This is a genomic window from Gordoniibacillus kamchatkensis, from assembly GCF_000829455.1.
GTDB classification, from domain to species: domain Bacteria; phylum Bacillota; class Bacilli; order Paenibacillales; family NBRC-103111; genus Gordoniibacillus; species Gordoniibacillus kamchatkensis.
Map to the genome: position 1 here is coordinate 12,608 of NZ_JXAK01000044.1, position 11,947 is coordinate 24,554.

Here is an 11,947-nt window from a genome sequence, read left to right on the forward strand (position 1 = left end):
TGGGATGAGAAACAAGGAGCTGTCGCTCGGGGAAATGACCCGTGAAGAGGCGGTTGCTTATTTGAACGAAACGATGCGCCCGGAGGAAGGCGTCGTTCCGGCCTATATTTTGGGGGATCCGGCCATTTATAAGCTGGAGCACGAAAAAAGTGTTCATGACAACGTGGCTGCTCCTCGGGCACGAATCGGAAATTCCGAATGCAGGCGACTATATGACGCGGGACTTGGCGGGGTATTCCGTTATTGTGTCGCGGGATGACAGCGGAAACATGAACGCTTTCTATAATATGTGCACTCATCGCGGCATGAAGCTATGCCGTGCGGATAAAGGGAACAAGGGCAGATTCACCTGCCCTTATCACGGATTTACGTTCAAAAACACCGGCGAACTGATCGGGGTGCCGATGCAGAAAGAGATTTATGGCGGCCAGCTGGACACGGCCCGCTTGTCGCTGCATAAGGTCACGATCGGCACGTACAAAGGGCTCATATTCGGCACGTGGAACGAAACGCCGGAGCCGCTCGAACAGTTCCTCGGCGATTTCAAATGGTACCTCGATCTGGCGGTCGGGAGAGCCGAAATGGAAGTGATGGGCCCTCCTCAACGGTTTGTCGTCCATTCCCATTGGAAAATAGGCTCCGACAATTTCGTCGGCGACTCCTATCATACGATGGTGACTCACGGCTCGATCGCCGAGCTTGGCATGGTGCCGAACGCGACGTATTCGAAAAAAGGCTACCAGGTTTACACGTCTCACGGGCACGGCTGCAATATCGGCTATCCGAATCCCGACTTCGCCTTTCCCGAGGAGCTGAGGGACGAGTACAAGGCGAATTTGTCCCCGGAGCAATACGAGCTTCTCGGCAGCCTGAAAAACCTGATCGGCACCGTTTTCCCGAACTTATCGTTCCTGGTCTCGCATACGAAGGTGAAAGGGCAGCTCATCTCCAACACATCCATCCGTCTGTGGCGGCCGATTTCCCACGACAAGATGGAAGTCATCACCTGGCTCCTCGTAGAGAAGCGGGCGAGCGAAGATTGGAAGCGCCGTTCGCGGGAAGCGTTCGTGTTTACGTTCAGCCCGTCCGGCATTTTCGAGCAAGACGACACCGAAGTGTTTACCGACATTACGGCGGCGGCTGCAGGATCGCTTCCTTTCAAGAAAAACTTCACCTACAACTATACGATGGGCCTGCACCGGGAACCGGAAACGGATTTTCCGGGGCCGGGAACCGTCTATGCGGATAAATTCAGCGAAGCGAGCCAGCGCAATTTTTACCGCTACTGGCTCGATTTAATGAGCGAGCCGGAAGGAGGCGCCGGCAAATGAACGAAGAACGGATGATCGCGACGTTCATGTTCGAGCAGTGGCTGTACAAAGAAGCGGAGCTGCTCGACGCCATCGACTTTGACGGCTGGTTCGCGCTGCTGCACCCCGACATTCAATACAGGATGCCGGTTCGCGTCAATAAAGAAGGGATCGAGCGCCCCGACTATTCGACCGACATGTATGCGTTTCAGGACGATACGCATACGCTGAAATGCGCGTCGAGCGTCTGAAGTCGGACTATGCGTGGGCGGAAATTCCGCGTCCCGCACCCGCCGGTTTGTCAGCAATGTGCGGGTCGAAGAATATGTTCCGGGCGAAAAAGCGCAAGTCAAAAGCTACCTGATGATTTACCGCAACCGGACAAACGACATTCACCACGATATCATCTCCGGGGAAAGAAGAGACGAGTTCGCCTGCGTGAACGGCGAGTGGAAGCTGCTGAAGCGGTTTTTTATTATCGATCAAACGACGATCAATACGAGAAACTTGGCGATTTTCGTCTAGGAAGCGGGGGCTGGAATATGGGACAGCTGCTGGGAAAGTCCGTCTATTTGACCGGCGGAGCGACCGGAATAGGCCGGGCCGTGGCCGATGCTTTTGTCGCCGAAGGGGCCCGGCTGACCGTGCTTGACCGTTCCGTCGAACAGCTTCGCGAATTGGCGGATCGTTACGGAGACTCGGTGCAATGCATCGAAGGGGACGTTACTTGGTATGAAAATCACGTTCGTGCGGTCCGTACAGCGGTAGATGCGTACGGAAAGCTGGACGTTTTGGTAGCCAACGCGGGCGTGTTCGACGGATTCGCCAAATTTGCCGACGTTACGCCGGAGGCGTTGACGGACGCGTTCGACATCCTTATGAACGTTAACGTAAAAGGCTACTTTTATGCGGCGAAAGCTTCCGTCGAGGAGCTGCGGAAAACCGGGGGCAACATGATATTTACCGTCTCCGGAGCCGGGTTTTATCCCGATGGCGGGGGAGTCTGGTATACGGCCAGCAAGCATGCGCAAATCGGTTTGCTGCGACAGCTCGCCTTCGAACTCGCTCCCGACGTGCGGGTCAACGCCGTTTCGCCAGGCGGCACGCTAACGGCGCTGAAGGTTATTCCGCCGCTTCAGCCGTTCGTGAAGACGGTCGACAACGAAACGAAAGCGCAAAATGTGAAGCGCCGCAATCCGATGCGCATGGTCATGGAGCCGGAAGATCATGTCGCGGCTTACGTGCTGCTCGCTTCGGACAAGTCGAAAGCAATTACCGGCGAAGTGATTTCCAGCGACGGCGGTCTATCCGTCAGGGGGCTCGGTTAGGCGGAGCGGGCCGGATCCGATTGAACCGGACCGGGCAAAAGGAGGGAGCCATGAAAGCTCTATACGGTACGAACGAAATTAACCAAATCGCTTTTGTCGTACGCGATATCGAGCAAGCGGCGGAAAGCTTCGCCAAGCTGCTCGGCATCCCGAAGCCGGACTGCTTTTTAACCGGAGCGAGCGATATTTCCCGGGTAATCTATAACGGCAAGCGTTCCGAGGCGCGGAACAAGCTCATATTCATCCATACGCCCGGCGTACAGATCGAGCTGATCGAGCCGGACGAAGCGCCAAGCACGATGCGCGATTTTTTGGACGAACGGGGCGAAGGCATCCATCATATCGCATTGGAGGTCGACCGGATCAAGCGGCAAGTCGAGCTGTCTGGAGATCGTGGCTACCCGGTCGTTCAGACCGGCGAATTTACGTCCAGCAAAGGCCGCTACGCCTATGTCGATACGTTTGGCCGCTGCAAAACGATGCTGGAGCTGCTGGAGAGGGAAGAACCGCAAGCGGTGACAGCTGCGGCGGAAGGAGAGCGCGAAGGGCGGGAGCCGCTGCTCGGCACCGGCGTTGTCAAGCAAATCGCCTTCGTTGTGCGCGATCTGGAAGCGACGATCGATGCTTACTGCGAGCTGCTCGGCGCAGAAAAGCCGCGAATTATAGAAGCCGGAGCGCCCGAGGTCACGCAGGTCGTATTCCGCGGCGAGCCGACCGACGGCAAATCGCGCTATGCGTTTATCGATACGCCGCTCGTCCAAATCGAGCTGATCGAGCCGGACCCTGCTTCGCCGAGCACGTGGCTCGAGCATTTGGAACGGCACGGGGAGGGCGTGCATCATATTTCGTTTGTCGTGCACAACCTGGACGAAAAAGCGGCCATGCTGGAGAACATGGGCTTTCCCGTCATTCAGAAGGGAAACTTTTGGAACGGGAGAGGAAAATACGCATACATGGATACGGTCTCGGAATGGAAAGTCATCATCGAGCTGTTGGAGAAATATGACGGCTAGCGGAAGGGGAATATCATGAAAGGCCAAACAAGCGGCAGCTACACGATTATTTTAAGGTTGGAGATTGAACCGGCCGTTCCTTTCATTCGCATCGCCAACGCCGTTCACGAAACGGGCGGCGAAATAGCGGCTGTAGATATTGTCAGCAAAAGCAAAAATATGACGGTCCGCGATATTACGGTTTCCGTATCGAATGCAGAGAACGAAGCGGAATTGATCGAAAGCGTTAGCAAAATACCGGGAATCGGCGTTGTCAACGTATCCGATCGCACCTTTCTCATGCATTTGGGAGGCAAGCTGGAAGTCCATTCGAAAGTGCCGATCAAAAACAGGGACGATCTTTCCCATGTGTATACGCCCGGCGTAGCCCGCGTCTGCATGGCGCTGCACGAAGACCCCGCCAAAGCGTATTCGCTGACGATCAAGCGGAATACGGTGGCAGTCGTGACCGACGGCACGGCCGTGCTCGGCCTGGGGGATATCGGGCCGATTGCGGCGATGCCTGTCATGGAAGGGAAGGCGATGCTTTTTAAAGAAATGGCGGGCATCGATTCTTTTCCGATTTGTTTAAATACGAAAAATACGGAAGAAATCATCGCGATCGTCAAATCGATCGCTCCGGTATTCGGAGGAATTAACCTGGAGGATATTTCCTCGCCCCGCTGCTTCGAAATTGAAGAGCGGTTGAAGCGGGAGCTGTATATCCCGGTTTTTCATGACGACCAGCACGGAACGGCTGTGGTGATGCTGGCTGGACTCATCAATGCGTTAAAAATCGTCGGCAAAAACATGTCGGACATTAAAGTCGTCTTCAGCGGCATCGGCGCGGCAGGCGTAGCTTGCACGAAAATGCTGCTGGCTGCGGGCGTCAAGCATATCGTCGGGGCAACGAGGTCCGTAGGCATCGTGCACCGGGGCGCAGCTTACGACAATCCGATGTTTCAATGGTATGCGCAGCATTCCAATCCGGACAATGTGACGGGCAGCCTGTCCGATGCTATCGATGGCGCGGACGTGTTTATCGGCTTGTCCGGCCCGAACGTCATTACGGTAGAAGATTTGAAGAAAATGGCGCGCGATCCTATCGTGTTCGCCATGGCCAATCCGACCCCCGAAATTTTGCCGGAAGTAGCTGAACCGTACGTGCGCGTAATGGCGACGGGAAGATCCGATTATCCGAATCAGCTCAATAACGTGCTGTGCTTCCCGGGGATTTTCAGAGGCGCATTGGATTGCCAAGCGACGGCAATTAACGAGGAGATGAAGCTTGCTGCCGCTTATGCGATCGCGTCGATCGTCGGGGAAGACGAACTGAACGAGCAGTATATTATCCCGAGCGTTTTCAATAACCGGGTTGTCGAGACCGTCAGGAAAAAAGTCATTGAGGCCGCGATGAAATCGGGTGTCGCGCGCAAAATTCCGCACGGTTTCGCTTGAACGAATCATGGCGGTGCCTGCAGGCACCGCCATTTTTTGCCGTTCTGACTCATCTTGAGCTCGGAAGCTTTCTGGCGAGCGAATCGTCTTCTGCGAGAAAAGGCCAAGCCGGATATGCGATGGGGGGCCGGCTCACTTCATCTGGCCACGCCAATTTGCCGTCGCTCAAGACGATGCCTCTCGCTTCGAGATTGTCCTGCGGCTCGACAGAACGGAGCCATTGTGCGGACCGTTGTTCCGTTATTTCTCCAGAGAGAGTCTAGACGCGTGTTGCGCGGACATTGGTTCCGTTATTTACACTTGAATCTATCGTCTTGTTCCGTTTTTTCGGCAGTTCTGCTTTATTTCTTTCTACGATTCTTTCGTTTCGAAGATGCACACGTTCTTAAAGTCGGCAAGCCGAGAGAGAATATCGAGAAGCTGGCTGCGCATTTCCGGCGGCAACGGCTCGAGCAGCTTCTCTTTCACGCGTTTTGCGGCTGCGCGCGCTTGTTCGACGAGGGGCGGAGCGGCGTCGGTCAGCTTCACGAGCGTGGCGCGGCGATCTTTCGGATCGGGCATTCGTACGAGCAAATGTTCTTTTTCTAGCGCGTCCACGAACTGGGTCACCGTAATCGCCTTGATGCCCATAATTGCGGCCAAATCGCTCATTCTGATTTGGCCCGCTTCGGAAACGGCGAGCAGCAGCCGCAGCCGCGGACCGGTTAAATAGGCAGGGATGTCCATGGATGAGAGGCGCGTCTCGAACTCGCGTTTTACATAATGGGCGGTGCGAATGAGCGCATCCAGCACATCGACGTCCGAGGATCCGGAATCGTTATGGGAAAGCGGCGGATTAGACATAATATTTCCTCCTTGACGTCCAGGTATTTAGTAAGTATACTTACTATCAGTAACAATTTATTAAGTATACGTATAATAATTTTGCTTCGTAATTTTATTGTACAACACGGTCCGCTCGAAGTGAAGCAATGACGGACCAACCGCCAAATCCAATACGTGGGGAGGATTGTCCATGCCTGCGCAAGCAAACAAAATCAACTTTGTTGTTGCAGGATTGATGCTCGGAATACTCATGTCGTCGATGGACAATACGATCGTCGCTACATCGATGGGGACGATCGTATCGGACCTCGGAGGTTTGGGGCAATTCGTTTGGGTGACTTCGGCTTACATGGTGACGACGATGGCGGGCACGCCGGTATTCGGCAAGCTGTCCGACATGTACGGCCGCAAACGTTTTTTCGTGTTCGGCCTCCTCTTATTTTTGATAGGGTCCATCTTGTGCGGGCTCTCGTCAAGCATAGCTCAGCTCAGCATGTTTCGGGCGATTCAGGGCATCGGCGGCGGAGCCATTATGCCCATCGCGCTCACGATATTGTTCGATCTGTTTCCTCAGGAACAACGCGGGAAAATATCGGGAATAACCGGGGCCGTATTCGGCGCTTCCAGCATTTTCGGTCCGCTCTTGGGCGCCGTCATTTCGGACCATCTCGGATGGCACTGGATTTTTTACGTCAATGTGCCGATCGGCGCGGTCTCGTGTTTGCTTATCGTTTTGTTCTATCGAGAGTCGGTCGCGCATTCCAGGCAAAAGATCGATTGGTGGGGGGCGGCTACGCTGATCGGGTCGATCGTCTGCCTCATGTTCGCACTGGAGCTTGGCGGCGGCGAGTACGCCTGGAATTCCGGCGCGATGATCGGCCTGTTCCTGTTATTCGCGATTTTGTTCGCCGGCTTTGTGTTCGCGGAAACGAAAGCGGAAGCGCCGATCGTTTCGTTCCGCATGTTCGGCAACCGCCTGTACGCGGCCAGCAACGCAGCGGCATTTTTTTACGGGTCCGGCTTTGTGATTGCTACCGTGTATATTCCCATTTTTATACAGGGGGTATTCGGGGGATCGGCGACCAATTCGGGCATGATTTTGATGCCGATGCTCATAGCCGGCGTCGTGTTCAGCCAAATCGGAGGAAGGCTGACGGCGAAAACAAGCTACCGAAACATTATGATCGGCTCCGCGGTGTTGTTCAGTGCCGGAATGTTCTCGTTCAGCACGTTATCGCCCGCTTCGTCGCGTTTCCTGACAACGATGTTCATGATTGTCACCGGGATGGGAGTCGGTATGTCCATGTCCGTGCTGACTCAATCGGCCATTCACCACTTCGAAATGCGGCAGCGCGGCGCCGCGACTTCGTCTGTCGTATTCCTGCGCTCGCTGGGCATGACGATAGGAATTACCGTTTTTGGCATTGTACAGCGGAACAGCTTTGCGGGCAAGCTGGCAGAGGCGTTCGGGACCGCCGCGGGTATCCCGGATGGCGCCGCTCTCGACCCCCGCTCGGCATTGACGCCGGAGAAGCGCGTGCAAATACCGCCGCAAGCGTTGGACAAAATCGTCGACGCCCTCGCTTCCTCGATTGCCCACACGTTCCTGTGGGCGCTTGTTCCGGCGGCGCTTGCAACCGTCTCCGTCCTCCTCATGTCCGGGGACCGGGCGTCAGCGGCAACAAGGAAGGCAAGCAAAATGGAGATTACATCTGCAGAGAATCAGTCTTCGTAAGCTGTCGGTAAATCAATTTGCTGCGAGTCCCTGTACCCCTTTCGAAGCAAAAAGCCCTCGTTCCGGCACCGGCCGGAAGCGAGGGCTTCGTATTATTTTATGGACGCTAACGCTTCCCTCAGAAAACGCCCGGTATGGGACGATGCTCTATCGGGCGATCGTCGGCCGAAGCGCATAGCGTTACTGTGGCGAACCGAGCGCATGGCGAAAACCGTCCCGCCACGAACGATATCGCGGCTTCCAGCCGTGCTGCAGCGCTTTGCCGTTCAGAGCGCCTCGTTCCCACCTGTCGAATTGTTGTTTGACTGCCGGTGCAGGAGCGCCTAAGGCATCTGCATAGACCGGAAGCCACTCGGTTCCGGCAGCCGGTTCGTCATCGACGATGTTGAAGCAGCCGGACGGCCAATGCAGTGCAAGCAATGCAGCGTGAGCGGCGTCATCGATATGCACGAAGGAACTGACCCCTGGTGTCGCAGCCAGCTGCTGCTGACGCACTTGCTCCGCCATAAAGCCGTCTGGAGCGTACCAGGTGCCGGCTCCGTAAAATAGGCCATAACGAAGAATCACATACTCCGGCATTTCGGCAACAGCGCTTTCCAAAGCATGCACGCCTTCAATCGTCGATTTCCTCGGCAGAGGAGCTTCCAGATCAAGCGGACAGTCTTCAGCTGCCGGTCCTTCGCCCGGCGCATAGGCGAACGATATACTTTGCGCAATCATTTTGCTCACGCCGGCTGCCCGTGAAGCGTCGACGAGATTGCGCGTGCCTTCCTGGCGGATTCTCGTATTGTCAGCGAAGTTTCTTGTGCCCAGCGAGGTGAGCTGATGAATCACGGCGTCCGGCCTGGCTTCGCGGATAGCCGTGAATACGGCCTCGCGATCAAAAACATCCAGAATTACGGGCTGCGCTCCGCTGTTTTTCAGCTCGGCCGCATACTCGGGGTTTCGGGTGAATCCGACTACTTCATGTCCAGCCTGGACCAATAATGGGATAAGAGCTCGGCCGATCGCTCCGCTCGCTCCGGCTACTGCAAGTTTCATTTCGCTTCAACCTCCGGCGGATGACTATTTGCGTTACAGGTATGCTTATCAGGTCATTATAAGACACCGATGGATATACTGTAAACACTTGCCAAAGAGCGCTGAGGAGGCTGCCGGCGTCGGCCAACATATATGCGTGACGGTCGTGGGCTGCGAGCGGATTCCGGCGGGATATTTCAAAGTGATGAGCGGATCGGGAGAAAGTGGTTAGGTGGAGGACATTTTTACGGGATGGCACATAGCCGAATGAATTGCGAAAAGTTAATAGTTTTTAATAGTCAGACTTTCCAAGCTTTTGAATTCGTAGCCTTGTTGCCGGGCATCGTCAATAATTTTGCCTAGAGCTTCCGCATTATCTTTGGAGACGGTATGGAGCATGATAACGGCACCTGGGTGAAGCTGTCCAATCACACTTTTGTAAGCATAATTCCATCCTTTTTGATCATTAAGATCCCAATCTTTATAAGCAACAGACCATAATACACATGTATATCCTTCTTCCTTGCTTACCTCCAACAATCGATCGCTGAATATCCCTGCAGGCGGGCGCATAAAACGCATTTCCTTTTGGTTAGTCAAGCTTGCAACTTCTTCCTTTAACCTGTTCAGCTCCAATTTTATTTTTTCGTTTGAAATTCGGGTCATATTCGGATGGCTCCACGAGTGGTTCCCGATTAAATGCCCTTCGTTAACCATTCGCCGGGCTAATTCCGGTTGGCTCCTTACATAATGTCCGGTAACAAAAAAAGCAGCTTTAACCTGCTTTTCCTTTAATACATCCAATACTTCGTCCGTATATCCGTTTTCATAACCGTTGTCGAAGGTGAGGTAGAGCTCCTTTTTACTGATATCTCCCAAAAAAATGGCCCCATGTTTCTGTACAATGTCTTTAAACCCTTCTTGGTCAATAGAAGGAAACGATCCGTTTTTACTTAGTTTGAAGCCAAAATGATACGGTCTCTCCTGGTCTTTCGCTTTGGCAATGGCGGGGAACAACGCGATCGTAAGAATAAGCAATGCAATTAACATATCGAACCGTTTCATGGATGAATCCCTCCACAATAAGAATCCCCTAGAGACTGTAGGTAATTTACCCTTGAGAAAATTCATATATGCAGCGAGTCATGTGGAGTAGCTTTCCAAATCGTAAATGGATCCTTGTTCCATTTATTGGAATATATTTTACTTTTAACAATTGCCCAAATTCCAAGCTCCTTAATAAATGGCCTTACATCCGTTCTGAATTGCACGGCGTATCTTTTCGGCCAGTTTACATCAAACAATAGCAATATAGGTGCGTGGTTATCCCCTAAATAAAGGTATACATCTTGAATAACCACATTCATCATATCGTTTTCGACCCTAATGGGGTAAGTTGGAATCCTTAAACAATATTCGCCCTCTTTAAAATTCAATTCCGAAAGGTCCCCTCTATAAAAGCAACTGATGGAAGAAATCCATTGGAGTGTTTCTTTTTGTATCGCCTGTGAATTATTTATGGACCATATGGGCTTTCCGCGCTCCATATCGAATAAATCAACGTCACCGAATTCCGGTGCAGCCCATGCGTAATGGTATACGAAAGTAAAAAACGCGAACGTCAATGCGATTACTGTTTTTTCCAATGATCGAACAGCCCCCAATAATAGATATCACCTCTCTCGACCCATAAAAGAGAATCATTCACGAAGTCGGTTTTGCCGGTATGACATCGCCGTTCGCATCCAAATCCGCATTGATTTCCTCAGGCAATACCTTGGAAGCGCTTGGCACGTTGCGCTGTTTGTATACAATATGGTCCGAGGACGATATCGTAACCGTCAACTTCCCTCTGGAAACAAAAGTACGGATCACAATCGGCTGATTGTACTTATTCGTAAAACTGAAATCAGGCCCACCCCAACTAACCGTTGCATCCCGTCCCGGAGGGACATACGGCACCCTCCGGCTGTGGGAATAGCGCGCTCCTATCTGTAAGCCAGCGTGATCCACAGCATTGAATAACGTCGAAGATACTTGGCAAATTCCCCCGCCGATACCTTCTGAAAATTCCCCCTTCACGATGACGGGAGCACGTCTGTAACCTTTGTCGACCGTGCGCATCCCGACCACACGGTTAAAGGAAAATGTTTCACCCGGGAATAAGACGTAAGAGTTAATCGCATCGGCGGCAAGCTTAATGTTATGATACCGGCTCTCGTTTCCTCCGTTAAAATAAGTTACATAGTACCCGATGGTGCGCTCGCAAATTTGGACCAACAGCTCGCTGTCTACCTTCGAATAAATCGGTGATACAGGTACTTCCAGCCGGGATGTAGTGCTGCCGTAAAAAAAGCCGTAAAACTTTTCTGTAAAGGCTTTGCGATTCAATTGCGCTCCTGCGCGTTCCGGCAAAATGTTTCCCCCGCTTTCAACCCGCGCATTAAACGGCTTCCTATACACTTTTTTGGCCAAGCCGTCCATAAGCTGATTCAATTTTACAGTGTCGACAATAGGGGGACTAATGAGAGGGATCGCATAATCAGCCCGGTTAACCTCGATCATATTTGCTCCTTGCTGCTCCTGCCGTATCGGTTCGGATTGCCCGGCTAGTCCCAGCAATAGCCATAACCCCGCGAATTTCCATAAGCTGCTCATATTCTGGCGTCCCCCCCAAAAATATTGTGAACACTGCCTGCATGGTTTATCCAGATAAAACAAAGCAATCACGATGCGATTCCGTGATAGATTCGGATATATGGAAATCCGTCGAAATATAGCAATCGAAAAGAAATCGCGGCTCATTTGTTAAGCTAATATGGGCTTACCGGAAATTAAGAATGAAGGAGCTCGATAGCGATGACGAACAACATTTCCAAAAGCCGGCTATGGACGGCCCGAATCATGAGAGGACTTGTCATTTTGTTTATGCTGTTTGACAGCATATCCAAATTTTTAAAGCCCGCTGCTGTTGTGGAGGGGACCGTAGGTCTCGGTTATGCCGAGCATCATATTAGCTGGATTGGGGCACTCGGTCTGCTTGCCACCATTCTTTACGCCATCCCTCGCACATCTGTGTTAGGTGCCGTATTGCTGACCGGATTTTTCGGCGGGGCGATCGCTGCGAATTTACGTTTGGACCTCCCGCTTTTTTCCCATATCCTGTTTCCGGTCTATATGGCTGTTTTAGCTTGGGGAGGCATTTGGCTGAGGGACGAAAACGTGCGCAAGTACATTCCGTTAAAGCGAGGATAGAACATGGCAAGAACCGGTGTCCGG

Annotated in this window: 14 protein-coding genes; 9 read left to right on the plus strand and 5 right to left on the minus strand. The window is 52.7% G+C overall.

Going from position 1 to position 11,947, the window contains the following annotated elements; translation table 11 throughout:
* The first annotated feature begins 4 nt into the window (after positions 1-4).
* The 7 genes from SD70_RS38395 to SD70_RS22285 are packed head-to-tail and all read left to right on the plus strand — an operon-like array spanning position 5 to position 5,088.
* On the plus strand, positions 5-259 hold the full coding sequence (locus SD70_RS38395; RefSeq protein WP_231571404.1) for a hypothetical protein: 255 nt from the start codon (positions 5-7) through the stop codon (positions 257-259).
* Positions 213-1,331, plus strand: a complete 1,119-nt coding sequence (locus SD70_RS22265; RefSeq protein ID WP_231571406.1) for an aromatic ring-hydroxylating dioxygenase subunit alpha — start codon at positions 213-215, stop codon at positions 1,329-1,331. The genes SD70_RS38395 and SD70_RS22265 overlap by 47 nt, the downstream gene beginning before the upstream one ends.
* The gene (locus SD70_RS39375) at positions 1,328-1,561 is read left to right on the plus strand and encodes an aromatic-ring-hydroxylating dioxygenase subunit beta (RefSeq protein WP_269432505.1); all 234 of its coding nucleotides are present in this window, start codon (positions 1,328-1,330) and stop codon (positions 1,559-1,561) included. The genes SD70_RS22265 and SD70_RS39375 overlap by 4 nt, the downstream gene beginning before the upstream one ends.
* A 13-nt stretch (positions 1,562-1,574) precedes the next feature.
* Positions 1,575-1,835 (plus strand): aromatic-ring-hydroxylating dioxygenase subunit beta, encoded by a 261-nt coding sequence (locus SD70_RS39380; protein WP_269432506.1) that lies wholly within the window; start codon positions 1,575-1,577, stop codon positions 1,833-1,835.
* Positions 1,836-1,852: 17 nt separating this feature from the next.
* A complete protein-coding gene (locus SD70_RS22275) occupies positions 1,853-2,638 on the plus strand; it encodes a 3-(cis-5,6-dihydroxycyclohexa-1,3-dien-1-yl)propanoate dehydrogenase (RefSeq protein WP_041049830.1) in 786 nt (261 codons plus the stop codon).
* A gap of 50 nt (positions 2,639-2,688) precedes the next feature.
* Positions 2,689-3,651: a VOC family protein gene (locus SD70_RS22280; protein ID WP_041049832.1), complete on the plus strand. Its 963-nt coding sequence runs from the start codon at positions 2,689-2,691 to the stop codon at positions 3,649-3,651.
* A gap of 15 nt (positions 3,652-3,666) precedes the next feature.
* Entirely contained in the window at positions 3,667-5,088 is a 1,422-nt protein-coding gene (locus SD70_RS22285; RefSeq protein ID WP_041049833.1) for an NAD-dependent malic enzyme, read from the plus strand.
* A 351-nt stretch (positions 5,089-5,439) separates the two neighbouring features.
* Here SD70_RS22285 and SD70_RS22290 read toward each other — a convergent pair whose 3' ends face one another.
* The gene (locus SD70_RS22290) at positions 5,440-5,931 is read right to left on the minus strand and encodes a MarR family winged helix-turn-helix transcriptional regulator (RefSeq protein WP_041049834.1); all 492 of its coding nucleotides are present in this window, start codon (positions 5,929-5,931) and stop codon (positions 5,440-5,442) included.
* A 172-nt stretch (positions 5,932-6,103) separates the two neighbouring features.
* Between SD70_RS22290 and SD70_RS22295 the strand changes: the two genes are divergently transcribed.
* Positions 6,104-7,648, plus strand: coding sequence for an MDR family MFS transporter (locus SD70_RS22295; RefSeq protein ID WP_041049836.1), 1,545 nt, complete (start codon positions 6,104-6,106; stop codon positions 7,646-7,648).
* A gap of 180 nt (positions 7,649-7,828) precedes the next feature.
* Here the strand turns inward: SD70_RS22295 and SD70_RS22300 are convergent, their stop codons facing one another.
* The 4 genes from SD70_RS22300 to SD70_RS22315 all read right to left on the minus strand — a co-directional run bounded on the left by SD70_RS22300 (position 7,829) and on the right by SD70_RS22315 (position 11,326).
* Entirely contained in the window at positions 7,829-8,689 is an 861-nt protein-coding gene (locus tag SD70_RS22300; protein WP_041049838.1) for an NAD-dependent epimerase/dehydratase family protein, read from the minus strand.
* A 261-nt stretch (positions 8,690-8,950) separates the two neighbouring features.
* Entirely contained in the window at positions 8,951-9,733 is a 783-nt protein-coding gene (pdaA, locus tag SD70_RS22305; protein ID WP_041049841.1) for a delta-lactam-biosynthetic de-N-acetylase, read from the minus strand.
* 62 nt (positions 9,734-9,795) lie between these two features.
* Complete coding sequence (locus SD70_RS22310) at positions 9,796-10,314, minus strand: hypothetical protein (RefSeq protein ID WP_041049843.1); 519 nt, start codon at positions 10,312-10,314, stop codon at positions 9,796-9,798.
* 58 nt (positions 10,315-10,372) lie between these two features.
* Entirely contained in the window at positions 10,373-11,326 is a 954-nt protein-coding gene (locus SD70_RS22315; RefSeq protein WP_052487756.1) for a VanW family protein, read from the minus strand.
* Between the two features lie 201 nt (positions 11,327-11,527).
* Here SD70_RS22315 and SD70_RS22320 point away from each other — a divergent pair, with 201 nt between their 5' ends.
* Positions 11,528-11,923, plus strand: coding sequence for a DoxX family protein (locus SD70_RS22320; protein WP_041049844.1), 396 nt, complete (start codon positions 11,528-11,530; stop codon positions 11,921-11,923).
* Positions 11,924-11,947 lie beyond the last annotated feature (24 nt).